General features: G+C 69.3%; 28 protein-coding genes and 1 tRNA gene. 25 read left to right on the forward strand and 4 right to left on the reverse strand.

Annotated elements, in window-relative coordinates; translation table 11 throughout:
• Positions 1 to 25 precede the first annotated feature (25 nt).
• The 3 genes from HW130_RS01825 to HW130_RS01830 are packed head-to-tail and all read left to right on the forward strand — an operon-like array spanning position 26 to position 1,734.
• Entirely contained in the window at positions 26 to 958 is a 933-nt protein-coding gene (locus HW130_RS01825; protein ID WP_177147563.1) for a DUF2867 domain-containing protein, read from the forward strand.
• Between the two features lie 42 nt (positions 959 to 1,000).
• Entirely contained in the window at positions 1,001 to 1,075 is a 75-nt protein-coding gene (locus HW130_RS36915) for a 50S ribosomal protein bL37 (protein ID WP_373297613.1), read from the forward strand.
• Between the two features lie 38 nt (positions 1,076 to 1,113).
• Positions 1,114 to 1,734 carry a hypothetical protein gene (locus HW130_RS01830; RefSeq protein WP_177147564.1) on the forward strand — a complete coding sequence of 207 codons (621 nt, stop codon included), beginning with the start codon at positions 1,114 to 1,116 and terminating at the stop codon, positions 1,732 to 1,734.
• A gap of 18 nt (positions 1,735 to 1,752) precedes the next feature.
• On the opposite strand, the gene HW130_RS01835 is transcribed toward HW130_RS01830, so the two are convergent.
• A complete protein-coding gene (locus tag HW130_RS01835) occupies positions 1,753 to 2,940 on the reverse strand; it encodes a GDSL-type esterase/lipase family protein (RefSeq protein ID WP_375256499.1) in 1,188 nt (395 codons plus the stop codon).
• A gap of 341 nt (positions 2,941 to 3,281) precedes the next feature.
• On the opposite strand from HW130_RS01835, the gene HW130_RS01840 reads away from it, so the two are divergent.
• The 4 genes from HW130_RS01840 (at position 3,282) to HW130_RS01855 (ending at position 7,828) form a co-directional block, all read left to right on the forward strand.
• Complete coding sequence (locus HW130_RS01840) at positions 3,282 to 4,079, forward strand: HAD-IIA family hydrolase (protein ID WP_177147566.1); 798 nt, start codon at positions 3,282 to 3,284, stop codon at positions 4,077 to 4,079.
• Positions 4,080 to 4,287: 208 nt separating this feature from the next.
• Positions 4,288 to 4,584, forward strand: a complete 297-nt coding sequence (locus HW130_RS01845) for a GYD domain-containing protein (protein ID WP_177147567.1) — start codon at positions 4,288 to 4,290, stop codon at positions 4,582 to 4,584.
• Positions 4,585 to 5,280: 696 nt separating this feature from the next.
• Positions 5,281 to 5,679, forward strand: coding sequence for a hypothetical protein (locus HW130_RS01850; RefSeq protein ID WP_177147568.1), 399 nt, complete (start codon positions 5,281 to 5,283; stop codon positions 5,677 to 5,679).
• 1 nt (position 5,680) lies between these two features.
• Entirely contained in the window at positions 5,681 to 7,828 is a 2,148-nt protein-coding gene (locus HW130_RS01855) for a hypothetical protein (RefSeq protein WP_177147569.1), read from the forward strand.
• Positions 7,829 to 8,482: 654 nt separating this feature from the next.
• On the opposite strand, the gene HW130_RS01860 is transcribed toward HW130_RS01855, so the two are convergent.
• A complete protein-coding gene (locus HW130_RS01860; protein ID WP_256355780.1) occupies positions 8,483 to 9,151 on the reverse strand; it encodes a YdcF family protein in 669 nt (222 codons plus the stop codon).
• The gene (locus HW130_RS01865; protein ID WP_177147570.1) at positions 9,148 to 9,939 is read right to left on the reverse strand and encodes a GntR family transcriptional regulator; all 792 of its coding nucleotides are present in this window, start codon (positions 9,937 to 9,939) and stop codon (positions 9,148 to 9,150) included. The genes HW130_RS01860 and HW130_RS01865 overlap by 4 nt, the downstream gene beginning before the upstream one ends.
• A 153-nt stretch (positions 9,940 to 10,092) precedes the next feature.
• Between HW130_RS01865 and HW130_RS01870 the strand changes: the two genes are divergently transcribed.
• The 12 genes from HW130_RS01870 (at position 10,093) to HW130_RS01925 (ending at position 17,093) form a co-directional block, all read left to right on the forward strand.
• Positions 10,093 to 10,431: a hypothetical protein gene (locus tag HW130_RS01870; RefSeq protein WP_177147571.1), complete on the forward strand. Its 339-nt coding sequence runs from the start codon at positions 10,093 to 10,095 to the stop codon at positions 10,429 to 10,431.
• Between the two features lie 5 nt (positions 10,432 to 10,436).
• Complete coding sequence (locus HW130_RS01875; protein WP_177147572.1) at positions 10,437 to 11,801, forward strand: FtsK/SpoIIIE domain-containing protein; 1,365 nt, start codon at positions 10,437 to 10,439, stop codon at positions 11,799 to 11,801.
• 141 nt (positions 11,802 to 11,942) lie between these two features.
• Positions 11,943 to 12,632 (forward strand): DUF2637 domain-containing protein, encoded by a 690-nt coding sequence (locus HW130_RS01880; RefSeq protein WP_177147573.1) that lies wholly within the window; start codon positions 11,943 to 11,945, stop codon positions 12,630 to 12,632.
• A 65-nt stretch (positions 12,633 to 12,697) separates the two neighbouring features.
• Entirely contained in the window at positions 12,698 to 12,829 is a 132-nt protein-coding gene (locus HW130_RS01885; protein WP_375256500.1) for a hypothetical protein, read from the forward strand.
• A 5-nt stretch (positions 12,830 to 12,834) separates the two neighbouring features.
• Complete coding sequence (locus HW130_RS01890) at positions 12,835 to 13,026, forward strand: mobile element transfer protein (protein ID WP_177147575.1); 192 nt, start codon at positions 12,835 to 12,837, stop codon at positions 13,024 to 13,026.
• Positions 13,027 to 13,045: 19 nt separating this feature from the next.
• Positions 13,046 to 13,240 (forward strand): hypothetical protein, encoded by a 195-nt coding sequence (locus HW130_RS01895; protein WP_177147576.1) that lies wholly within the window; start codon positions 13,046 to 13,048, stop codon positions 13,238 to 13,240.
• A 29-nt stretch (positions 13,241 to 13,269) separates the two neighbouring features.
• Complete coding sequence (locus tag HW130_RS01900) at positions 13,270 to 13,617, forward strand: SpdD-like protein (RefSeq protein WP_177147577.1); 348 nt, start codon at positions 13,270 to 13,272, stop codon at positions 13,615 to 13,617.
• Positions 13,618 to 13,708: 91 nt separating this feature from the next.
• Entirely contained in the window at positions 13,709 to 13,912 is a 204-nt protein-coding gene (locus HW130_RS01905) for a hypothetical protein (protein ID WP_177147578.1), read from the forward strand.
• A gap of 5 nt (positions 13,913 to 13,917) precedes the next feature.
• Positions 13,918 to 14,214 carry a hypothetical protein gene (locus HW130_RS01910; RefSeq protein ID WP_177147530.1) on the forward strand — a complete coding sequence of 99 codons (297 nt, stop codon included), beginning with the start codon at positions 13,918 to 13,920 and terminating at the stop codon, positions 14,212 to 14,214.
• Positions 14,215 to 14,242: 28 nt separating this feature from the next.
• Positions 14,243 to 15,529: a replication initiator gene (locus HW130_RS01915; protein ID WP_177147843.1), complete on the forward strand. Its 1,287-nt coding sequence runs from the start codon at positions 14,243 to 14,245 to the stop codon at positions 15,527 to 15,529.
• Positions 15,526 to 15,723 (forward strand): AlpA family transcriptional regulator, encoded by a 198-nt coding sequence (locus HW130_RS01920; RefSeq protein ID WP_177147579.1) that lies wholly within the window; start codon positions 15,526 to 15,528, stop codon positions 15,721 to 15,723. Before HW130_RS01915 ends, HW130_RS01920 begins: the two co-directional genes overlap by 4 nt.
• Positions 15,720 to 17,093: a site-specific integrase gene (locus HW130_RS01925; protein WP_177147580.1), complete on the forward strand. Its 1,374-nt coding sequence runs from the start codon at positions 15,720 to 15,722 to the stop codon at positions 17,091 to 17,093. The genes HW130_RS01920 and HW130_RS01925 overlap by 4 nt, the downstream gene beginning before the upstream one ends.
• A gap of 219 nt (positions 17,094 to 17,312) precedes the next feature.
• Here HW130_RS01925 and HW130_RS01930 read toward each other — a convergent pair.
• Positions 17,313 to 17,384: transfer RNA gene (locus HW130_RS01930), tRNA-Arg, on the reverse strand.
• Between the two features lie 146 nt (positions 17,385 to 17,530).
• Between HW130_RS01930 and HW130_RS01935 the strand changes: the two genes are divergently transcribed.
• The 6 genes from HW130_RS01935 to thrB all read left to right on the forward strand — a co-directional run bounded on the left by HW130_RS01935 (position 17,531) and on the right by thrB (position 24,282).
• Complete coding sequence (locus HW130_RS01935) at positions 17,531 to 18,022, forward strand: response regulator (protein ID WP_177147581.1); 492 nt, start codon at positions 17,531 to 17,533, stop codon at positions 18,020 to 18,022.
• 145 nt (positions 18,023 to 18,167) lie between these two features.
• Positions 18,168 to 19,145, forward strand: a complete 978-nt coding sequence (gene nrtL, locus HW130_RS01940; RefSeq protein ID WP_177147582.1) for an ArgS-related anticodon-binding protein NrtL — start codon at positions 18,168 to 18,170, stop codon at positions 19,143 to 19,145.
• A 14-nt stretch (positions 19,146 to 19,159) separates the two neighbouring features.
• Positions 19,160 to 20,551 carry a diaminopimelate decarboxylase gene (lysA, locus tag HW130_RS01945; RefSeq protein WP_177147583.1) on the forward strand — a complete coding sequence of 464 codons (1,392 nt, stop codon included), beginning with the start codon at positions 19,160 to 19,162 and terminating at the stop codon, positions 20,549 to 20,551.
• 95 nt (positions 20,552 to 20,646) lie between these two features.
• Positions 20,647 to 21,939, forward strand: a complete 1,293-nt coding sequence (locus HW130_RS01950) for a homoserine dehydrogenase (protein ID WP_177147584.1) — start codon at positions 20,647 to 20,649, stop codon at positions 21,937 to 21,939.
• 7 nt (positions 21,940 to 21,946) lie between these two features.
• Entirely contained in the window at positions 21,947 to 23,017 is a 1,071-nt protein-coding gene (gene thrC / locus HW130_RS01955; protein ID WP_177147585.1) for a threonine synthase, read from the forward strand.
• Between the two features lie 344 nt (positions 23,018 to 23,361).
• Positions 23,362 to 24,282, forward strand: a complete 921-nt coding sequence (thrB, locus tag HW130_RS01960) for a homoserine kinase (RefSeq protein WP_177147586.1) — start codon at positions 23,362 to 23,364, stop codon at positions 24,280 to 24,282.
• Positions 24,283 to 24,663 lie beyond the last annotated feature (381 nt).

The raw sequence follows: 24,663 nt of genomic DNA on the forward strand, positions 1-24,663 counted from the left end.
ACATACGCCACCGTATGGAGGTGCCATGCGCGCGGAACGCAATGTCCACGAGCGCGTCGTCGAAGCCCCCGCCGACGTGGTCGGTGCCCTGCTCGACCGCCTTTCGTCGCCGGACGACCCGTTGAGCCCGAGCCCCGTCTGGCCGCCGATCCGCTTCGACCGCCCGCTCGGCGTCGGCGCCGACGGCGGCCACGGCTTCGTGAAGTACCGGGTCACGGCCTACGAGCCGGGCCGTAGCATCCGGTTCGACTTCCCGCCGCCGGAGAACGGCCACCACGCCCTCACCGTGGAGCCCCTCGACGCCGGCCGCTGCCGCGTCACCCATGTCCTGGAGCAGAAGCAGAACCTCCGGCAGGCGCTGCTCTGGTCGCTCGTCATCCGCCCGATGCACGACGTGATGATCGAGGAACTGCTCGACAACGTCGTCCGCGCCGCCACCCCCGAGGCGCCCCTGCGGCCCGCGCGCTGGAGCCGCTGGACGCGCCTGATGCGGCGGGCCGTCTGGTACCGGCCGAAGGCGGTCGTGTTCCCGGCGGCGGCCGTCCTCGCCCGACGGGCCTTCGACGCACCGGACTTCACCGACTCCTGGCAGCTCCCGCTCGACCCCGGCATGCCCACGGCCCCCGCCGCCTGGCGTGATGTCCTTCCGTACGAGGTCAGGGAGAGCGCCCCGGGCGAACTGCTGCTCGGTGAGGACGCGAGCCATCTCGACTTCCGCGCCTCGGTGCTGATCGAGGACGACGCGGTCACCCTCACCACCGTCGTCCGGATCCACAACCTGCGCGGCAGGCTCTACTGGGCCGTCGTGCGCCGCCTCCACCCCTTCATGGCCCGCCTCATGCTCCGCCGCACCCACCGCCGCCTGGCCTACGCGGCGCCGCCGGCACCGGTGCGCCTGGCGCGGGAGGCGCAGGCCGGGGCTGCGGGCGCTGATGCGGCAGCCACGGCCCGAACCTAGACTGACGAGCGCCCGATACGCCCCGAAAGAGGGAGATGCGCCATGTCCAAGCGAGGCAACAAGCGACGCGCCCGCAAGAAGAAGGGCGCGAACCACGGCAAGCGGCCCAACGCCTGACGCCTGAGCCGTTCGACGTCCTGCCATACTTCTCCGCCATGGGGGAGACCATGGCGGACCCGGCAGTCCGGCGCCGCCGAACGACCGTCCGGGCCCTGGTGGGAGCCGCCACCGCCTGCGCGGCGGCGGTGCCCGTCGGCCACTGGGCCGCACACCCGGGTGGCCTGCTCGCGCTCGCGCGGACCTTCGACCACCCGCTGCTCTTCGGCTGGCTGTTCCTCGCCGCCCTGACCGCGGCGCTGATCGTGGGCTTCCGGCACGCGGCCGTACGCGTCGTCGTCTCGGTACTGGCCGCGGCCGCCGTCCTCTTCGGCGGCCCCGTCTCGCTTCTGCTCGCCCAATCCGCCTTCACGACGACGCTTCAGGACGCCCCGGCCCCCGGCCGCCCAGACCGCCACCTGGTGGTGGAGGAGGGGGCGGACCTGATCGACCCGTTCTGGCAGGTTTACGTGGACGAGGGCACGGGGCTGACCACACGCCGCTGGCAGGTAGCCCACTTCAACGGTGACGACCCGGCCAACGCGCTGGAGGAGGCCGCATGGGCCGGCCCCGACCGCATCCGCCTGGTGACGGACGACGGCGACGGCGAACGACACACGTACGTCATCGACCTGTCCCCGGTGACGGGTGAGCCGTCGCGGACGCTGTCCCGCGGCTGAACCCTGACGCCGGCCGGTTCAGGACAACGGGGTCAGATACATGCCCGAGGCCCCGGTCCCGGCCGTGTTGCGGCAGCTGAAGTCGCCCGTCGGCTTCGCGTAGACCAGCGACAGGCAGCGCCCCTGGGCCAGCTGCCCGTAGTAGTTGGGGTGCGCGGACTCCTGCACCGGCCCCTGCGTGCCGTCGCTGTCGATCCACCGCGCCCACTCGCTGGCCGAGGCCGACGGCGGCTGCGTCGCGGTCACCAGGCGGCTGGCCTTCGCACAGACCTCGCGGCCCTGGAGCATGTCCCGCAGATCCAGGAACTGCGTGCCCTTCGCCGCCGCCAGCGCCTTCAACCGGTCGGCGAGCTGCGGCACCAGAGAGTCACGCGCCCAGTCGGCGTCCAGGTTCCAGAAGGGGCACCCGCCGGTGTTCACCCGAGACCAGCCGCTCTCCGCGTACCGGTTCTCGCTGCCCCGGGGGATCGGCGACGGGTACGACTGGAGCACGATCCGGTACGAGGAGGCCGCGTATCCGGCCCCCGACATCACCGCGCGGACCTCGTCGACGGCCTTGCCGACGTTCGCCATCACGGTGTCGATCTTCGCGTCCACGACGTCCTGCTGATCGTCGTGGCAGTACGAGTAGTAGAGGATGTAGTCCTTCGCGCAGGTCGTGATGATGTCGGCGAACCCGAGGTCGTTGCCCCCGATCGACAGCGCGATCACCTTGACGTCGTACGTCGCTGCCGCGGCGGCCAGTTGGTCCGCCTGCGGCGCCTCGCCCTTGAACCACGTGCCCCCGCTGGACGCCCGGAAGACGTTCTGCGTCGTCGCCCCGGAACAGGCGAGATTCACCAGCGCCTGGGTCGTCCCGGTGGCGCTGCGCACCTCCGCGGAGTCCGACCGGTGGCACCCGTTCACGGCGGTCGTCCCGTACACCCGCGTCGGGTCGTACGCGGTCCCGGTCCAGGCCCGGTCGGTGCCGTCCCTGCTGCCGGTGTTCGTGAGGCTGTTGCCCTGCCACCGCCCGGCCTCACCGGAGATGTAACTGTCCCCGAGCGCCACGATGGCACTCGCCCCGCTCCCGGGCCCGGCCTGCGCGGTCCCGGCGCCGGCGGCCACGAGGCCACAGAAGGCGAGCGGCCCGGCGACGGCGGCCCGGAGCCACCGCTGACGGCGGGCGGCCGGAGAAGACACTCGGAACAGACGGAATCCAGACACGGCGAACTCCTGCTGCTGGCCACGGAAGAGAGCGATTTCCGGTCGTTCTCGACGGGGGTGTGGCGTATGGGTGAGGGAGCCTCCGGCCGGTGGCATGCGGAATCTGGCACGTTGCGTCTTGTTACCGCTAGGTAGCGTCAGGTCTCTTTTCGGTCACGGGGTGACGGAGTGATGGGCTTCTTTTGGCCATCCGTACGGGAGCTGCCTGAAACCCGGAAGGAGCGCGAGGCGGGGCCGCGGTTGTGGCATGAATCACAGTGCGGGCCTGGACTCCGCGCTGCGGGCGAGGAGGGGCGGGCGGCCGAGCTGCCCGAGCAGGCCGGCCTCGGTACGGTCGTTGCATGGAACGGGTCGGCGCGGTCCTGATCGATATCGACGGGGTGCTCACCGTGTCCTGGAAGCCCTTGCCCGGTGCGGTCGAGGCGATGCGGCATCTGCGTGAGCACCGGGTGCCGCTGGCGCTGCTCACCAACACCACGTTCCGCACGCGCAGTTCCATCGCGACGGTCCTGGCGCAGGCCGGCTTCCCGGTCGCCGCCGAAGACGTCCTCACCGCGCCGGCCGCCACCGCCGTGTACCTCACCGAGCACTTTCCCGGCGCGCGCTGTCTGCTGCTCAACAGCGGCGACATCGCCGACGACCTCGCGGGCGTCACCCTGATCGAGCCGGATGACCCCGCCCCTGCCGACGTGGTGGTCGTCGGCGGCGCGGGCCCCGAGTTCGACTACGCGTCCCTCAACCGTGCGTTCGCCCACCTCCGGCAGGGCGCCCGCCTGGTGGCCATGCACCGCAACCTCTACTGGCGCACGGAGTCGGGCCTCACCCTCGACACGGGCGCCTTCCTGCTGGGCCTGGAGCGAGCAGCGGACGTCGAGGCGGAGGTCATCGGCAAACCCGCCGCCGCGTTCTTCGCGACGGCCCTGTCCCGCGTGGGCGCCGCTGCCTCCGAGACGCTGATGGTCGGCGACGACATCGAGTCGGACGTCCTCGCAGCCCAACGCAACGGGCTGACGGGTGTCCTGGTCAAGACGGGAAAGTACCGCCGGGAGACACACGAGGCGGCGTCCGGGACACCGGACCATGTGCTGGATTCGTTCGCGGATGTGCCGGGCCTGCTGAAGGACGGGACCGGCGCGTAATCGAGTTCCGAACCCGACCACTTCGGATGCCGCCGGTGGTGACGCAGCCGTGGCGGAAGCCGCACTCTTTGTGTTGACGGGCTGCCTGCCGCTCGAGGAAGCGTGATGGCTCCTCTCACTCGTTCAGATGCGCCTTTCATGCACATTGCGCGTCTCATGCCCAGAGTTGACCGTGATGTGTTGTGTCTCCTCACAGAGGTAAAGGATCATGCCTACATTTGTTGCGCTGCTGAACTGGACCGACCAGGGTATCCGCGACTACAAGGACACCCCGCAACGCGCCGAGGCCTTCGCCGCAGCGGCACAGAAGCTCGGGGTGAAGGTCCTGAACCTCTACTGGACCGTCGGCCCGTACGACCTCGTGGCAGTCGTCGAGGCGCCCGACGACGAGACCGCCACCGCAGTGCTCCTGCAGGTCGGGGGGCTGGGCAACGTCCGTAGCACGACCTTGCGGGCCTTCGGCCGGGAGGAGATGGACCGCATCATCACCAAAGCCGCCGGCTGAGGGGACGTCCACGTCGAGGATCTGCGGACTCCGACACGCGCCCGCTCCGAGCGGCAGGCGCCTGCACATACGCGAAGACCCCGTCCTCAGCGTTCTCACTGGTGGCGGGGTCTTTGGGCACCTCATCAAGGGTGCCCCCGGCAGGACTGCGCACACGGCTCCGGAGGCCCCTTGAGTCCCACGTGTCTGTCCTGGTCAGAGTCACGTAGCAGCGCCTACACGCGGTCTTGGTCCACGTATAGGCCGCGAGCTCGACTGCAGCCCTGCGGGCAGGTTCATATCTGCACCGCTGTTGGATCGCCCGCCTCCCCGGCGAGGCGTCTACCCGCCTGCAATCATGGGCGTGCTTGCACGATGCAGTTGATCACGGGGAACCACGGGTGTGGCACGTGTGCCAGCTAACGCCTGTCCCGCATGGCGGGATCCCCTGCCGAGGTTCGAAGCCCCCTGCCAACCTACGCAGCTCAGTGCGCTCTGCCGACGCTAGGGAGGGGCGCAACTGCGTTCGCGCTTCGAAGCTAGATCCACCCGTTCTAGTGCCGGATGGGGTAGCGCATCGTTTGCGCCGGAGTGCGATGCAATCCAGCTGTTCTCAGCCAAATTTTACCGTTCGTCCTCACGTGGGATCCCCCCTTGTCATTCTGCATCGGTCGCGTGCTTCATCACGCGAGGTGCATGTACGGGAGGGGCAGAGCCATGGGTGAACAGGTACAGCTCGTTGCTGTAGCAGGTGCTGCTGCGGCTGCGCTGGTGGGGGAAATGGTCAAGGACAGCTGGTCCTCCATGCGAGCAGCTGCCGCTCGAGTGTTTCGCCGTGGCGGTGAGGTCGAAGAGCAGCGGCAGTTGAATCGGCTGGATGCCGACCAGGCCCAGATCGACATCCTCGACCCGGACGAGCTCCGTGATCGGTGGCAGCGCCGTTTGATCACCTTGGTGGAGGACTTCCCCGAGGCAGCTGAAGACCTAGCTGTCCTGGCGAGCCGCCACAGGGACGAGCAGAACGGGTCCGTGAACCAGCAGGCAACTGGTAACAGCGGGTCTGTTATCCAAGTAGGGAGGGACAACTTCGGCGGCCTCAACACTGGAGGTCACTGAAGTGTCGCAGGAACTGACTGGCGCCTCTCTGCCGAGACAATCGGCGCCCAACAACAGCGGTGCCGTCGTCCAGGTTGGGGGAAATAACAGCGCGCCCATCACTGTCGTACGGCGCCCCAAGCTGCCAACCTTCCGAGTGTCGAACGTGGACCGGGCGGCGGCTATGGAACCACTATGGGCCCATACCCCCACGCCTCAGCGAGCCGCCGACCTCTTGGCCGGCAGCGGCCTTGCTGTCATCGTTGGCGATCAGGGCACTGGACGGCGCATTTCTGCTGTCCGCGCCGCTCAGACCCACCTGTCGACACGGTTTGATTCCCCGCAGTTGCTCGACATCGCTGCGGACTGGGATGACGGCGAGTCTTTGGAAGCCGAGGTCCTACCGGTTTTCAGGGCCGGATGTGGCTTTCTGCTCGATGCGACGTCCCGACCACTTTCCGCCGCACACGCTCACAAGCTCACGGCCTGGGCCGAATCCCTTTTTGAGGCGGGTTCGTGCTTAGTGATCACAGCGAACCAGCGGGACTGGTTGGGCGACAATCGATTCGAAGTCTCCGCCGTTCGCCCGGACGCCGTCCAAGTCGCACGTAATCACCTCGCTGAGCGCCTGTCCAGCCCTGTACACGCCCAGTGGCTGCGGCCGGATCCAGCCCAGGCCTCATCCCGGGGCTTCCTTCGTGCCCCCGGTACTCACGACGCAACGAACGGCGTCTTCTCTGGGCTCATTACCCGGGGTGTTAGTCCCGCCAACGCTGTCGCAATCGCTGAACGCCTGCACAGAGTCGCGCCACAGCGTCTCGCCACCGCAGTCGAACGGTCGCAGGATAAAAACTCCGCTGAGACGCAGCAACAGGGCCTGAATGAGCTCAAGGCTATTCAGGAAGAGGTCCTTCTGTGGAACGACTTCCTGGAAGACAAGCTTGTCGAGATAGGGACCCGCGGCCCTGATCGTCTTATGCTTCTTGCCGCCGCATACCTCGAAGGTGCGCCGCTAGAGCTATGCATTAAGGCCGCAACTGAATTCGGCCTTCGCGAGGACTCGACTGCGCGCCGTTATCGCGAAGGGCGCAGCCCTCGACGCCGCATGCTAGACGTCGGCGTAGACATTACTCCAGAGGACACAGCGGCTTTCAGCAGTCGGCCAGGCCTCGCCCCAGCCGCCATCCGTATGGACTGGCACCACTGGACCACCGAAAGAGAGGAGACCAAGGAGTGGGTCAAGCGCATTACTGCGCCCGGCCAGGTCGCTGAAGCCTGGACTAGCCAGGTTGGTCAGCGCCTTCTTGAACTGTCTCTCACGGCTGTTGAAGGACCCTTTTTCCCAATTCTCGACAGCTGGGTCACCACGACGACTGCGGGTGCGCAACGGATCCAAATCATTGCGCAGCTACTTTCCGAGGCTACGCAAAGAGACGAGCTCGCCCGGGAAGCTCACAAAAAACTGTTGGACTGGTCGTCCAACAAGAGTGCACCTCACCGCGAGGTTGTCGCCCGAGTGTGTAGCGGAGTCTACGGCCATCGATGGCCGCATAGGGCCCTCGTCCGGCTGCGACACGTCCTGAACTACGACGATGGCGCCACGCAGATCGCAGAGAACGCGCTGGTGGAACATGCCGTAGGCAGTGAAGTCGGCTTCAACCGCGTCATCGACACGCTCGATACGTGGCTGGAAGACTACCCGACTCACCCCGCTGGCCCTCGAGCCTTCCTCACCCTTACTGACCCAACACATCCAACCAACATTCTCGCCAGGCTGATCAACCTGGCGCAGACATCGCCGAAAATCCGCGACTTCCTCATCACTGGATGGCAAAGGACTCTGGAACGACCAGAAGTGCGCGACCGCGCCTATCAAGTCCTTCTGGCCTGGGCTCAAGCTATCCACGAGAAGAACTTGGACCAAGTCTTCGCATTCGGAATTCTTACCGACGTGCGCAATGCCCACACACCGGTGGACGCATTGTCGCGATTCCTCTACGGGAGTCCAGATCAGGAAGATCCCGCTCTCATCAACGCCCGCTTTGCTCTGGCCAACCTGCGAGTTTGCGGTCACACCGGATGCTCTAAGCCTGACTGCCCTCTTGTGAAATCGCAGGGCGCCACAGCTAATGGCGGCATAGCGGCGAACGCCAGTGACCCTGAGCCGTAGGTCAACTCTTCGCCGGTCGCGCCCTAGGTTCCCCGTCAGTCGCTGGCTACTTGCGCCCATTACTACTTGGCACGCTCGAAGACTAGCGGCTGGCTTCGGGCCAGGGATGGATGCGCGCACGGCATGGACACTCGCCCGATTACGAAGCCACCCCGAAGAGATAGCCTTCGCCATGCAGTATTTGCATCATGATGGAGTGCAATAGAGAGCCACGTAGGATCGGCTAGGGCAGGAACTGCGTCAGCCGCGCCGGCAGGCACCAACGACTCAGGAGTGTCCACTAGCCCCACCTTCCGTTGCCAATCAACGGAGGTTGGCGGAACGGCTTTGGGCGGGAGCTGCCATGGGGCGAGAGATCGGGGCCCGTACGCTGGCCGCGAATCGGGCAGTCTGTGGACCTGCCCGCTCAAGCCCGATGTGGGCCCCGATCTTCGAGGCTCGCCCCATGGTGGCTGCCTAAAGCCGTGGAGCCGACCGCCCCAGCCACAGCGGGCTACCGTCCACCGCATCAGGTGTGCTCGCTCTAGCCGCGCGGCCGGCGGAGCCGGGGCCCGGAGCGGGGCGGAGACAGGAGCGTCGGGGCCCGGCGCTGGAGCCGGGGCCGCGCGCGGCGAGCGGAGCGAGCCGCCTTGAACCCGTAGAGAAGGTTTCTACTCACTCCGCCTGAGGGGCATCAGGGACGAGCCGACTCGTGAACCCCTGGGCTCGCAAGCGCTCGTAGGCCTCCCGTACGTCCTGGGGGACTTCTTGGCTGATCATGAAGCCCTGAGCGGGGTAGATCAGTAGGCGCTGAAGCGCTCCGACGAGCATGTCAACGACTAGGCGGGCATCGTCGATGGAGTCGACGTAATCGGCCAGCGTCATGGGCGCCGATGCGCTGACGAACTCGACGTCCGGCCACAATTTGCGCGCAGTGGCGTAGGCCCGACGCTCCTCGTACGGCTTACTCACCAGCAGTACGGAGGACACCTGGACGCCTTGCTCCTCCAGCAGCGCGCGTGAGAAGCGGATGTTCTCCCCTGTGTTCCGCGCCTGCGGCTCCACGAGGATGGCATCGCTGGGAACACCCAGCTCGATGGCACGCTCACGGTAGTGCTCGGCCTCCCCGCGGGGCATCCGCTCGGCGGTCGTCCGGCTCGTGGCTCCAGTGAAGACGACCAGGGGCGCCATCCCTTGCCGGTACAGCCCAGCGGTCACGTCCGCCACGCCCAGGTCGTGACTGCCCAATCCGATGGCGACGGAGCACGGCCGGGGACTGTGCCCCATGAGCTGGTAGTCCCAAAGGAGTTGGGCATCCTTCATCACCGCGTCTGACAGAGTCATGCGCCGTCCTTCGACTGTGCCGAGTCCGGGACCTTGAAGTCGTACTCCCACGCGAACCGCGAGGCTGCGTGGACGCCAACGGCGAACTCAACCACGGTCCCGTCCGCCGTGTACGTGGTCCGGTGGAGTTCCATCACGGGTTCGCCTGCCGGCAGCTGGAGGAGCTTGGCTTCCTCAGCGGTCGGAACGCGTGCGAACAAGGACTCCTTCATGTGGTCGATCTCGTATCCCGCGTCGTATAGCACCTTGTACCCCCCGCCCTTGCCAGCCGGTCCGGGAGTCGGGTCAACGAGCCGCGTCCCTTCCACATGCTCCGGGCGGTAGTAGCTGGTCAGGGTGTGAGTGGGCTGCTCGCCTTCCTTCACCAGGCGGGCGCGGGCGTAGACCTCGGAGTTTGGCTCCACCCCCAGTTTCTCAGCGACCAGGGGCGACGCCGTGACCCGACTGACCGTCTGGGTCTGCTCGTTGCGACGGTACGCACGACCGGACGCCACGCGGTCCGCGATGAACGCGACTTCGTCGCTGTCGCGCCACTTGGCCTTGTCATAGCGAGCGATGCCGAGTCGCTTCAATGGGGTCTGCTCGCGCACCACCGTGCCGTGCCCTCGGGAAGACGTGACGAGACCCTCAGCCTCCAGCGCTTTGTAAGCGGCATGCACCGTGGACTTCGAGCCTTCGCCAGCGTCCACCAAGTCGCGGATGTGCGGAAGCTGCTGGCCAGGGCTGAGTTCGCCGCTCCTGATCTGCGCCGCCAGCCGGTCCGCCAGTTCTCGCCACTTCGGTGTCACGGGGCCTCCTTCGCCTACACCGCCAGTCAAGCACAGTCCTAGGACATTGACAGTCCTGGGACTGCGCCCCATTCTTGAGTCACGCGCTCGCAGTCCTAGGACAGCGAAGATGGCGAACGCCGTCGTGCGCCTTCTCTGACTCAAGGAGTGGCAATGTCGTCCTTCAAGATCGACACCTCGACCGCTGTCGTGTTCGTCGCCGTCGAGCCGAAGGCGAAGGTCATCAATAAGCAGACCAACGAGGTCGCCGTGGACCGTGAGACGGGCGCGAAGATGATGACGGTCGGTCTGACCATCGCGGACGAGGGTGAGGCGAACCTCTACACCGTTTCGATCCCGGAGACCGGTGTCCCGGAGGGGATCACGCTGGGCATGCCGGTCAAGGTCATCGGACTGAAGGCGCGGGACTGGGAGAACACCTTCAACGGTGAGAAGCGGTTCGGCATCGCCTTCCGTGCGGTCGCGCTGGTCGCCCCGTCCGCGAAGGGCTGAGCGGTATGTCGACGAACACGCTCCTTGTCTTAGCTCTGGTGGCGGTCGTCGCGGCTCTGGTGCTGCGGCGGCTGCGCCCGGCCTGGTACTGGCTGGGCATCGGCGTAACCCTCGCTATGGTCCGGGTGGTCGTGCGGTACGCGTCGGTGATGGATGCGTGTGGGCTGACCGTTCCGCCGTCCCGGCTGCGGCTTACCCTCGCCCGGTTGACGAATCGGCCGGCACCCGAGTCCCGGCCGCCGCGGATCCTGCGGATTCGGCCGACCCGTACCGGGCTGGTGCTGCGGGTGAAGCTGCGGCCCGGTCAGGACGCCTTCGACTTCGCGGCCTCTACGGACCGGCTGCGGCACTCGTTCTCCATGCACGGCATCACCTCGCGTGAGATCAAGTCGGGCGTGGTCGAGCTGCGCATGACTGGCTACGACGTGCTCCAGCGCGTGCAGATGCCCGTGAAGGTCGAGCGGGAGGGGCTGCGTGTCCCGGTCGCGTTGCGGGAGGACGGAGAGGTTCACTACCGCGACTACCGGGAGGTGCCGCACTCGCTGAACCTGGGTGCGACGCTGTCGGGGAAGTCGGTGTATCAGCGGAACCTGGTCAAGGAACTCGCGTCGCGCCATGTCGCGCTGGTGGGCATCGACTGCAAGCAGGGTGTGGAACTCGCTCCGCTGGCACGCCGGTTCTCCGCGCTCGCCGACAACCCAGACGACGCGGCCGATCTGCTGGAAGCGCTCGTGCAGCGGATGGCCGACACCTACCAGGTGATCCGGCGCGAGCAACGCATCAGCTCGGACACACCCGACGCGGAGATCACGGCCGACATCTGGGGCCTGCCCGAGGATCTGCGGCCAGTGCCGGTCGTCCTCTTCGTGGACGAGGTGGCAGAGCTGGCGCTGTTCTCCAACACGGCGGAGAAGAAGCGCCGCGAGCGGATCATCACCGCCCTCGTGCGCCTCGTGCAACTCGGCCGCGCGGCCGGCATCTACGTCGAGATCTGCGGGCAGCGCTTCGGATCGGAACTCGGCGACGGGATCACCATGCTCCGTGCCCAGCTCACCGGCCGGGTCTCGCACCGGGTCAACGATGAAGCCTCGGCCAAGATGGCGTTCGGCGACATCTCCCCTGACGCGGTCCTCGCAACCACGCAGATCCCGGTTGAGCGGCCCGGACTGGCGGTTGCCGGTGACTCTACGGGCGGCTGGGTCCGCATCCGCACTCCGTTCACGACGCTGCGCCAGGCCGTGAACGCCTGCACCGCGCACGCCCACCGCACCCCCGTGCTGGCCGGTCTGGAGTCCTTCCGCCCGGTCCTGCCAGACCTGGCCCCGGTCGAGATCCCGGCAGCCCCGGCCACCAAGCCAGTCACCGCCTGACGGCTCTCTTTCCTCGGTCGGCGCGACCGCTTCGCGCCATGTCCCTACCCCCGCCATGCCCGAAACGGCTCCCGGGGCCCGGCGACCGGCCCATCACGCCTCGCCCGGCCCCGGCCCCCAACTTCAAGGAGGCGAAGACCGATGTTCCGCTCGATCCGCCTGGACGCCGTACTCGTGCAAGCCGTGATCGCCGGTGCCCTGTCCTTCGCCCACCTGCACGACCTCGCCGCGGCTGCCGGACAGGACGGCTGGAAGGCCTGGGCCTACCCCGTCTCCGTAGACCTGCTGCTCGTCGCAGCCTGGCGACGCCTGCGCACCCTGCGCACCCAGGGCGAACCCGCCCGGGCCGCTTGGACCTGGTTCGCCGTCGCCCTCGCGGCCTCGCTCGGTGCCAACGTCGCCACCGCGGGCCTGCTCGACCTGAACGACGTTCCCGACTGGCTGCGCATCCTCGTGGCCGGATGGCCCGCCCTGGCCTTCCTCGGCGGCACCCTCCTCGTCCACTCACCCACCACCCCGACCGCTACCGACGATGCGCCGGTCGAGCCGCTGCCCGTGGTCGAGCCGGTGACCGTGCCGGCCGAACCGGAGCCCACCCCCGAACCGGAGCCCACCCCCGAGCCGGATGCGGTCGAGCCTGCCGAACCCGTCCTGGCCCTGCCCGCCGCACCGCCCCCGGCTGATGTGCCGCCCGCCCTCGTCGACCACGCCCGCAAGTTCGCCGACGCCCACCGCGCCTCGACCGGCAGCCCGATCGACGCCGCAACCCTGCGCGACCGCCTCGGCCTGCCCGGCCCGATGGCCGACCAGCTCGCCGCCCACCTCGCCTGAAAGGACACCCGCTCATGCCCGGACACGAACCGACACGAGACGAATACCTGTCAGCAGCACGCGTAATGGCCGACGCCGGTCGCACAACCCTGGCCCGGCTGCTCGCCGAAGAGGCCGCGGACCGTGCCACCGACCCGGCCGACGCTGCCCGCATCCTCGCCGAGTTCCCCGGCCTGAGCATGCGAGCGGAGGACTAACCGCCATGCCCGCCCGTGACTTCTTCCACTCCGTGATGCGGATCGGCCCCGTGCAGATCGGCACCCACCGCGACCGCAACGGACGCACCAAGCACGCCGCCGTCTGCTCCCGCGACAACTGCGGCTGGTCCGCCGACTACTCCACCGCCTCCGCCGCCCAGCTCGCCGCCCGCACTCACCGCTGCCGCGCCAACTAACCCGCTGAGGAGCCCTGCCGTGAACGTCGAACTTCCGTTGATCGTCCTCGTCGCCATCTTCGGCTACTTCGGCATCAAGCTCATGCGCCCGCCGACCTGGCTCATCGTCGTGCTCCTCCTCGGCGGCTTCCTCCTCGCCGACACCTTCCTCGCCCCGGCCATCGAGTCCACCACCCGCACCGGAGTCGACGCCGTCAACGGCACCACCAAGTAGCTCGCCCGATCTCAGAAGGGAGATCCACCATGCTTCGCCCGCGCATCCCGACCATGCCGACCCCGACCGGCATCGTCGCCCCGCTCGTCCACCCGACACCGGGCCCGGTCATCGAGCACCAGCCCGCCGCCGGGTGTGCCTGCCAGCACCCCGCCCCCGCTCCCGCCGTCGTCCCGGCTCCGGCCGCTTCTGCGGCGCCCGCGGTCCGGCTGACCCCGACCGGCCTCCTGGTTGCCGTCGGCGGCGGTGCCGCGGTCGTCCTGGTCGTCGGCGCGGTCCTCGTCTCCATGCTGCTCGCCGTCGCCATCACGGCCGCCTCGGTCGCCGTCTGCGCCGTCGTCCTGCGCTCCCTGCTCAACGGCCAGCGTCAGCGCTGACCGGCCTTCCGGGCGGCCCTGAAACCGCCAAGTCTCCGCCGCCCGGACGGCCAGCCCCTACCCGACTTCATCAACCGGAAGGACCTTCATCATGCCCCAGCACCGCCACGCCCCGGCCCGCGTCTGCCCGTCCTGCGACGGCTTCGCCTCCGCCGCCATCACCCTCGGCGGCTACGACCGCAACGGCCAGCGCCGCACCATCACCGCCCACTGCCGCACCTGCCACGGCACCGGCACCGTCCCGCCCCTGCGCCAGCTCCTCGACACGGCCGCCGACGCCGCGTTCACCCGCTGACCGCCGTGGCTGACCTCGCGCCCACCGTCGACCGGCCCGGCGTGCACGTCGCCAAACCCGCCCGGGACTTCCCCGCCACCGGCTCCTACGCCTGCTGCTGCGGTGCCTCCGACCGGGCCACGGGTGACGACAACGTCCGCGACCTGGTCGCCGAGTGGATCGACCACCGCAACACCTGCCCCACCGCTGACCAACCGCCGGGGCACCGACCGCACCCCAGGCCGGCCGGTGCCCCGCCCCCTCTGCGCCCTCTGGAAGGAGGACCCCGTCTTGACCGCGACCACGCCGCCGCCCGTGCGTGACCTCGCCTTCCTCGCCTCCCTCGGCACCATGCCCGGCCTCATGCGCCAGCTGAAGGGCCTCGGCGGCTGCACCACCCCGATCCGCCTCGACGGCCACCGCACCGACGTCCACACCACCACCGGCGAGATCCTGCACCACCTCACCGCAAGCGACCTGCCCGCCGGAAACCTCCTCGTGCGCTGCAACAACCGCCGCACCACCCGCTGCCCGGCCTGCGCCGAGACCTACCGCCGCGACACCTACCAGCTCATCACCGCAGGCCTCCGCGGCGGCAAAGGCACCCCCGAACGCGTGGCCACCCACCCCAGGGTGTTCGCCACCTTCACCGCCCCCAGCTTCGGCCCCGTCCACAACCGCCCCGCCAAGGGCCGCTGCCGCTGCGGCACCACCCACGCCGACGACGCACCCGAGCTGGGCACACCGCTCGACCCCGACACGTACGACTACGAAGCCGCCGTGCTCTGGAACGCGCACGCCTCGAAGATCTGGGCCCGGTTCTCCATCTATCTGCGCCGCGAAGTGGCCAAGCGCGCCGGGCTCACGCAGCGGGAGTTCCGCGATCACGCCAGGGTTTCCTTCGCCAAGGTCGCCGAGTACCAGCGCCGCGGCGCCATCCACTTCCACGCCGTGATCCGCCTCGACGGCCCCGAAGGCGGCGACACCCCGCCCCCGGCCTGGGCCACCGCCGAACTCCTCACCGACGCCATCCGCGCCGCCGCCACCGCCGCCGACGTGCCCGGCCCCGTCATCGACGGACGCGCCCACACCTTCGCCTTCGGCACCCAGCTCGACATCCGCCCGATCCGCTCCGCCGACCTAGACGGCGGCACCGAGCTCACCGAACGCGCCGTCGCCGCCTACATCGCCAAGTACGCCACCAAGGGCGCCGAAACCGCGACCGGCACCCTCGACCGCCCCATCAAGTTCCTCGCCGAACTCGGCCGCAAATCCATCCCCGAACACGCCCGCCGACTCATCCGCACCGCCTGGACCCTCGGCGCCCGCAAAGACCTGGAAGACCTCCGGCTCCGGGCTTGGGCCCACATGCTCGGCTTCCGCGGCCACTTCTCCACCAAGTCCCGCCGCTACTCCACCACCCTCGGCGCACTCCGCACCGCCCGCGCCGAATGGCGACGCTTGCAAGCCGCCATCGCCCGCGGCGACGACACTGCCGTGCCGGCCGACCAGGGCGACGACGACACCACCCTCGTCCTCGCCCACTGGGCCTTCGCCGGAACCGGACTCACCCGCGGCGAGGAATGGCTCGCCGCCTCATTCGCCAACACCCCCGGGGCGAAAGGAGAACCGACATGAACCATCGTCACGACGAATTGATGACGGTGCGCCAGATCCTTGACGAGCTGGGAGGCGTTTCCCGCCGGACCTTCTACCGCTGGCGTGAGCTGGGGCAGGGGCCCGCGGCATTCAAGCTGCCGAATGGCGAACTGCGCGTCTGGCGGAGTGATTTCAGCGCGTGGCTCCGCAATCTGGAGGGCGCAGCCGCGTGAACTCTCTCGACGTCAAGATCTGGGGTGTTCGCAAGCGGAACACCAAGAAGCCGTCATATGACGTGCGCTGGTCGGTGGCCGGCAGGGTCTTCTCGGAGTCCTTCAGGACCAAAGGACTTGCGGACAACTACCGCTCCAAGCTGATGCGGGCAGCGCGCGACGGCGAGGAGTTCGGAACTGAATCCGGCCTCCCAGGCTCCATGGCGGAGAAGAAATCGGTTCTGACCTGGTACGCCTTCGCGCTGAAGTACCTCGCGATGAAGTGGCCGCATGCTGCACCGAACACGCGCGACGGCATCAACGAATCCCTCACGTCCGTCACGATAGCTCTCCTTGACGACCGGCCTGGGCGTCCGTCCGGTGAATTGCTGCGCAGGGCGCTGCGGAACTGGGCCTTTGTCCTCCCCGGCCCCGACGAGCGCGAGCTGCCGACAGAGATCGGCAATGTCTTGCACTGGGTCGCCAAGGCTTCCCGGCCCCTTTCCGATCTGGCTGACCCCGTGATCGGGCGGGCCGTTCTCGATTCGCTCAAGCTCAAGTTGGACGGCACCGCTGCTGCAGCCGAGACCGTACGGAGGAAGCGTCGCACCCTCGTCAATGCCGTGCACTATGCCGTGGACCTGGGGGAGTTCCCGGAAAATCCCCTCACGTCGATCCGGTGGCAGAAGCCCAAGGTGTCGAGCGAGGTGGATCCGCGGGTCGTAGCCAACCCTGAGCAGGCCCGGTCTCTCCTCTATGCCGTTTCGTACGTCGGCGGCTACAGGCGCGCCCGTGGCCGGAGGCTCGTGGGTCTTTTCGCCGGGATGTACTTCGGTGGCTTCCGTCCCGCTGAGGTCGTGGGCCTGGCTGAGCCGGATCTGACGCTCCCGGCATCCGGCTGGGGGTCCGCGCTTCTGCACCGGACGCGTCCGAGCGTCGGCAAACAGTGGACCGACTCTGGGGAGAGCCACGACGACCGCGGCCTGAAGAATCGACCGAACGAGGACGTCCGGCGGGTGCCGATTCCACCCCAGCTCGTGACCATCTTCCGAGAGCACATCGACACCTTCGGGACTGCAGACGACGGCCGCCTGTTCTTCAGTGAGGGCGGGGGAGTGGTTGCCTCCTCGACGTACTACCGTGCCTGGCAGGAAGCCCGGACACTGGCGCTCCCGCCGGCCGCGGTCGCCTCGCCGCTCGCCCGGCGCCCTTACGACCTCCGGCACTCCGCGCTCTCCACGTGGCTGAACGCCGGAGTCGACGCCACCGAGGTGGCCGAGCGCGCCGGCAACAGTGTCGAGGTTCTGCTCAGCCGGTACGCCAAGTGCCTCGACGGCAGGCAGGAGGTGGCGAACCGGCGTATCGAAGATCTCCTGCGCGAGTACGAGTGAGATCCCCAGTCTCGCGCTACGCTCCTTGGCCCCTGGACCTGTCCGGGGGCCTTCGCCGTTCCCGGGCATGACCTGGGGCGATGCTCCAAGATCCTGTCCACGAATAGTCCACGGACCCCGACATACGCCCGCTCCGAGCGGCATACGGCTGCATATACAAGAAGACCCCGTCCTCAGCGTTCTCGCTGGTGGCGGGGTCTTTGGGCACCTCATACAGGGTGCCCCCGGCAGGATTCGAACCTGCGCACACGGCTCCGGAGGCCGTTGCTCTATCCCCTGAGCTACGGGGGCGTGCGCCGCGCTGCTGCGTGGCGACGGGTAGAACCCTACCAGCTCCGGAAGGGTCGCTGTGAACAGGTATTTCCAGCCCGTGACGCCCCCTTGATACGCGCCCCCTGCGCCCCCTCGTGACCCCGCGTCCCCCGCACGGGGCGGAAGTGGGGAAAAGCCGGACGCGGCCGTGCTCGCGCACCTACTCTCGAGTTGTGTCCGGCGCGTCCGGTCGAGTCCTCGTTGTCGATGACAACCGGGTGATTCGGCAGCTGATCAGGGTCAACCTCGAGCTGGAGGGCTTCGAGGTCGTGACCGCGGCCGATGGTGCCGAGTGTCTGGACGTCGTCCACCGGGTACGGCCGGACGTGATCACTCTCGACGTCGTCATGCCCCGGCTCGACGGCCTGCGGACCGCCGCGCGGCTGCGGGCCGATCCCGCGATCCGGCATGTGCCGCTCGCGATCATCAGTGCGTGTACGCAGTACGAGGTCGAGTCCGGGATCACCGCGGGCGTGGACGCCTTTCTCGCCAAGCCCTTCGAACCCGCCGAGCTCGTCCGGATCGTGCGGCAGCTGATGTACCGCGAGCGCCGGGAGGGTCCGCCGTCCGTGGACGGCAGGCATGAGGCCGGGCGGGCCGGCAGCACCCGCGGCTGACCCCCGGCGGCTGATCACCACCGCGGATCAGAGCTCGGCGCAGCTGCCGCTGATCACCTGCCCCGGGCCGGACCTCGACGCCCCCGCTGACCGCATGGCGAAACCGGTTCGCAAAGCCACCCCCTCCCTCCCATACGCTTGTCCCGTGACTCCCGCCGAGCTCTCCCGTACCGTCCTGCACGCCGTGTGCCGTGCGGTGGAGGACGGTGTGCTGCGGGCGCCCGTGCCCGAGAGCGTGCGGATCGAGCGGCCCCGGCCCGGCGGGCGCGGGGACTACGCCACCAACGTCGCCCTCCGGCTCGCGGGACCCGCCGGGCAGCCGGCCGGTGACGTCGCCGTGCTCCTCAGGGAGCGGATCGGCCGCACCGGCGGCATCGAGCGCATCGAGATCACGGGGCCCGGGTTCCTCAACTTCACCCTCGCCGGCAGCGCCCAGCAGCGGCTTCTCGTGACCGTGCGCGAGCAGGGCGAGCGGTACGGAATGCCCGGCAGCGCCGACAAGCCTCACAGCGCCGGCCTGCCCGACGGCCCCGGCCCGGCCGCCTTCCCGCACGCCGACGAGCTGCGCGCCCGCGTCTGGGCCGAGACCCTGCTCCGCCTCGGGGCCCGGCCCCTCGACGGCGAGACCGTCACGGTCGTCCCCGCCCCCCACGGCGACCTCCCCGAGTCCCTCGGCAGCGACGCCGTCCGCTGGGCGCTCCTCGCCGCCGCCGCGCACGACCGGCCACGGACCGAGGGGCTCCTCGTGCAGCACGAGCGCAGTCCGCTGTACCGGGTGCGCTACGCCCACGCCCGCGCGAGGGCCCTCAGCAGGAGCGCCGCCGCGCTCGGCTTCGGCGCCGCGCCCGACGCGTACGTCGACGCCCCCGCCCTCACCACCGCCGTCGCCGACCACCCCGCGGTCGTCGCCGACGCGGCCCGGCTGCGCGCGCCCGACCGGCTCGCGCGGCACCTGGACGTCACCGCCGACGCGCTCCTCGCCTTCCAGCACACGGTGCTGCCCGTCGGGGACGAGAAACCCTCGGCCGCCCATCGCTCCCGGCTCGCTCTCGCCGAGGCCGCCGGGACGGTGCTCGCCGGTGGCCTGTCCCTGCTCGGCATCAGCGCACCCGAATACCTGTGAGATGTGAGAGACAGATGAGCCGATCCGCCCACCCCGCCGGGCCCCGTCACGCCGATGTCCTTCCCGAGGGCCACTACACCGCTCCGCCCACCGACCTCAACGCCCTCGACGGCAAGGTGTGGTCCACCACCGTCACCCGGAACACGGACGGTGTCGTGACCGTCGGCGGGATCGAAGTCACCCGGCTCGCGGAGGACTTCGGCACGCCCGCGTACTTCCTCGACGAGACCGACTTCCGCGCCCGGTGCCGTGCCTGGGCCGAGGCGTTCGGCAAGGACGCCGACGTGTTCTACGCGGGGAAGGCGTTCCTCTCGCGCGCCGTCGTCCGGTGGCTGACGGAGGAAGGGCTCCATCTCGACGTGTGCTCCGGCGGCGAGCTCGCGACCGCCCTCGACGCCGGGATGCCCGCCGAGCGCATCGCCTTCCACGGCAACAACAAGTCGGAGGCCGAGATCGAGCGCGCCGTGCGCGCGGGCGTCGGGCGCATCGTGCTCGACTCCTTCCAGGAGATCGTCCGCGTCGCGCACATCGCGCAGGGCCTCGGCAAGCGGCAGCGGGTCCAGATCCGGGTGACCGTGGGCGTCGAGGCGCACACGCACGAGTTCATCGCCACGGCCCACGAGGACCAGAAGTTCGGCATCGCGCTGGCGGGCGGGCAGGCCGCCGAGGCCGTACGCCGCGCGCTGAAGCTCGACGGCCTCGAGCTCATCGGCATCCACTCCCACATCGGGTCCCAGATCTTCGACATGGCCGGCTTCGAGGTCTCGGCCCGCCGCGTCGTGCAGCTGCTGGCCGAGGTGCGGGACGAGCACGGCGTGGAGCTGCCCGAGATCGACCTCGGCGGCGGTCTCGGCATCGCGTACACCCCCGAGGACGACCCGCGCGAGCCGCACGAGATCGCGAAGGCCCTCGGCGAGATCGTCACCCGCGAGTGCGAGGCCGCCGGGCTGCGCACCCCGCGTATCTCCGTCGAGCCGGGCCGCGCCATCGTCGGGCCGACGGCCTTCACGCTGTACGAGGTGGGTACGGTCAAGCCGCTGGAGGGCCTGCGGACGTACGTCAGCGTCGACGGCGGCATGTCGGACAACATCCGCACCGCGCTGTACGACGCCGAGTACAGCGTCGCGCTCGTGTCGCGGACGTCGGACGCGGCGCCGATGCTGAGCCGTGTCGTCGGCAAGCACTGTGAGAGCGGCGACATCGTGGTCAGGGACGCGTTCCTGCCGGCCGACCTGGCGCCCGGCGACCTGATCGCCGTGCCGGCGACCGGCGCGTACTGCCGATCCATGGCCAGCAACTACAACCACGCACTTCGCCCGCCCGTCGTGGCCGTCAGGGACGGCGAGGCGCGGGTGATCGTCCGGCGTGAGACGGAGGAAGATCTCCTGCGTCTCGACGTCGGTTAATTGAGATAGATGTCTCGCATGCCGGACGAGGGATAGAAACTCCGGTCCGGTGGGTGAGACTGGTCCAACCGTAGAAGTAAGAGAAACGAGGTCGGATGATGCGTACGCGTCCGCTGAAGGTGGCGCTGCTGGGCTGTGGTGTGGTCGGCTCAGAGGTGGCGCGCATCATGACGACGCACGCCGACGACCTCGCCGCGCGCATCGGCGCCCCGGTGGAGCTCGCCGGGGTCGCCGTGCGCCGCCCCGGGAAGGTGCGCGCCGGGGTCCCCGACGAGCTCGTCACCACCGACGCCACCGCGCTGGTCAAACGCGGCGACATCGACGTCGTCATCGAGGTCATCGGCGGCATCGAGCCGGCGCGCGCCCTCATCACCACGGCGTTCGAGCACGGCGCCTCCGTCGTCTCCGCCAACAAGGCGCTCCTCGCCGAGGACGGGGCGACGCTCTACGCCGCTGCCGAGCAGCACGGCCGCGACCTGTACTTCGAGGCGGCGGTGGCGGGCGCGATCCCGCTGATCAGGCCGCTGCGGGAGTCCCTCGCGGGCGACAAGGTCAACCGCGTCCTCGGCATCGTCAACGGCACGACGAACTTCATCCTGGACAAGATGGACACGTCCGGGGCCGGCTACTCCGAGGCGCTGGACGAGGCGACGGCCCTGGGGTACGCGGAGGCGGATCCCACCGCCGACGTCGAAGGGTTCGACGCGGCCGCCAAGGCCGCCATCCTGGCCGGGATCGCCTTCCACACCCGCGTACGGCTCGACGACGTCTACCGCGAGGGCATGACCGAGGTCACCGCCGCCGACTTCGCCTCCGCCAAGCGCATGGGCTGCACCATCAAACTGCTCGCCATCTGCGAGCGCGCCGCCGACGGGCAGTCCGTCACCGCGCGCGTGCACCCCGCGATGATCCCGCTCAGCCACCCGCTGGCATCGGTCCGCGAGGCGTACAACGCGGTGTTCGTCGAGGCCGAGGCCGCCGGCCGGCTGATGTTCTACGGCCCCGGCGCCGGCGGCTCGCCGACCGCTTCCGCGGTCCTCGGCGACCTCGTCGCCGTCTGCCGCAACAAGCTCGCCGAGGCAACGGGGCCCGGCGAATCCGTGTACACCCAGCTGCCCGTGAGCCCCATGGGCGACGTGGTGACGCGGTACCACATCAGCCTCGACGTGGCCGACAAGCCGGGCGTCCTCGCCCAGGTCGCGACGGTCTTCGCCGAGCACGGGGTGTCGATCGACACCGTCCGCCAGCAGGGCAAGGACGGCGAGGCATCGCTCGTCGTCGTCACCCACCGCGCGCCCGACGCCGCCCTTTCCGGGACCGTCGAGGCGCTGCGCAAGCTCGACACCGTGCGCGGTGTCGCCAGCATCATGCGTGTTGAAGGGGAGTAAGGGACCCATGACCACCAACGGCACCCACCAGTGGCGCGGCATCATCGAGGAGTACCGGGACCGCCTTCCGGTCACGGACACGACGCCCGTCGTCACGCTCCGTGAGGGTGGCACGCCGCTCGTCCCGGCGCAGGTCCTCTCCGAGCGCACGGGCTGCGAGGTGCACCTCAAGGTCGAGGGCGCCAACCCGACCGGGTCCTTCAAGGACCGCGGTATGACGATGGCCATCACCCGGGCCAAGGAGGAGGGCGCGCAGGCCGTCATCTGCGCCTCCACCGGCAACACCTCCGCGTCGGCCGCCGCCTACGCGGTGCGCGCCGGCATGGTCTGCGCGGTGCTCGTCCCGCAGGGGAAGATCGCGCTCGGCAAGATGGGCCAGGCACTGGTCTACGGCTCGAAGATCCTCCAGGTCGACGGCAACTTCGACGACTGCCTGAACCTGGCCCGCAGCCTGTCCGAGAACTATCCGGTGGCGCTGGTCAATTCGGTCAACCCCTACCGCATCGAGGGCCAGAAGACCGCCTCCTTCGAGATCGTCGACGCGCTCGGCGACGCCCCCGACATCCATGTGCTGCCCGTGGGCAACGCCGGCAACATCACGGCGTACTGGAAGGGCTACACCGAGTACGCCGGCGACAAGATGGCGTCCCGGACGCCCCGCATGTGGGGCTTCCAGGCCTCCGGCTCCGCGCCGATCGTGCGCGGCGAGGTCGTCAAGGACCCGTCGACGATCGCCACCGCGATCCGGATCGGCAACCCGGCTTCCTGGAAGCAGGCGCTCGCCGCGCGCGACGAGTCGGGCGGCTTCATCGACGAGGTGACGGACCGTGAGATCCTGCGCGCCTACCGCCTGTTGGCCTCGCAGGAGGGCGTCTTCGTCGAGCCGGCGTCGGCCGCCTCCGTCGCCGGCCTGCTGAAGGCCGCGGAGCAGGGCAAGGTCGACCCGGGCCAGAAGATCGTGTGCACGGTCACCGGCAACGGCCTGAAGGACCCCGACTGGGCCGTCGCCGGAGCACCCCAGCCGGTCACCGTCCCGGTGGACGCCGCGGCCGCGGCCGAGCGCCTCGGCCTCGCCTAGAGCCTTCGGCGCCTGCCCGGCCCGACCGGCCGGGCAGGCGCCCCGCGGGCCGGGCCCGCAGACCGGGGTCCAGCTCAAAGCTCCCTTGCGGCCGCGCGGTTGCCCTACTGGAAAGTAGGGCAACCGGGACAACGGCACAGGTAGGGGCACAGGTGGCCCGCGACACGCATCGTGCGCCTCCCGTGCGCCCTATGTCGCAGGTGAACCTTCCTTCGATAGGCTGTACCCGAACCCGCCCCGCCGCATATGCCGCGGTGTTGTTGCCATTGAGGCCATCGGGTGTTCGTCCTCTCGAACAAATCTCGTACATCTCACAGTTCAGAACCAAGGAGAGTCGTCGAGCGATGGCCGGTCCAGCGTTCCGTGCCGCCGCCGTCCGGGTGCGCGTCCCCGCCACCAGCGCCAACCTCGGTCCGGGCTTCGACGCCCTCGGGCTGTCGCTCGGTCTGTACGACGACGTCGTCGTCCGGGTCGCGGATGCCGGTCTGCACATCGACATCGCGGGCGAGGGCGCCGAGACGCTGCCCCGCGACGAAAGCCACCTGCTCGTGCGCTCCCTGCGCACCGCCTTCGACCTGCTCGGCGGGCAGCCGCGCGGCCTCGAGGTCGTCTGCGCCAACCGCATCCCGCACGGTCGCGGCCTCGGTTCCTCCTCGGCGGCCATCTGCGCCGGCATCGTCGCCGCGCGTGCCGTGACCATAGGCGGCGACGCGAAGCTCGACGACGCGGCGCTGCTGGAGCTCGCCACCGAGATCGAGGGGCACCCCGACAACGTGGCCGCCTGTCTGCTCGGCGGCTTCACCCTGGCGTGGACCGAGGCCGGAGCGGCGCGCGCGATCAGGATGGACCCCACCGATTCCGTCGTTCCGGTGGTTTTCGTCCCCGCGAAGCCGGTGCTGACCGAGACGGCCCGCGGACTGCTGCCGCGCACCGTCCCGCACGTCGACGCCGCGGCGAACGCGGGCCGCGCGGCGCTGCTGGTCGAGGCTCTGACCAGGCGCCCGGAGCTGCTGCTGCCCGCCACCGAGGACCGGCTGCACCAGGAGTACCGCGCCCCCGCCATGCCGGAGAGCATCGAGCTGGTCAACCGACTGCGCGCCGACGGCGTCCCCGCAGTCATCTCCGGTGCGGGCCCCACGGTGCTCGCGCTGGCCGAGGACGGTGTGGCCGACAAGGTCGCACGACTGGCGGGCGAGGGATGGGCGGCCAACCGGCTCGCCTTCGACGCCGCGGGCGCGAGCGTCCTGCCGCTCGCTCCCCAGTGACACGCGATTGCCGGTGAGTGAGAGGGGGAATGTTTGTTGGAGCCGGTAGTGTTAACCTCAAGTCTGCAACCGTCGTCATCACGACGCGGTGCTGCGTGTCCCTCATCGGGACCACCATTCTTCCGAGAGCCTCCCACACTGCCTGAGCAGCCTGCCTGAGCAGTTCGAGCACGCTCCGGAACCGGCACGACACCCCTCGCTTTTCCCAGGAGTGGGCCGAGCAGGGGGACCTCGGGCCGGGCTTGCACGTATGCATGTATATCTCTCCGCCGTTGATTTGCACCGGCGGGACCACCGCTCCGACACGGTCCGCTGCGACGGGCCGATGCCGGACAGCACAACCGGTCGCCGAGCCAGAAGGCCGACGTCCGCTCCAGGGAA

Source organism: Streptomyces sp. PKU-EA00015 (genome assembly GCF_013387495.1).
GTDB lineage: Bacteria > Actinomycetota > Actinomycetes > Streptomycetales > Streptomycetaceae > Streptomyces.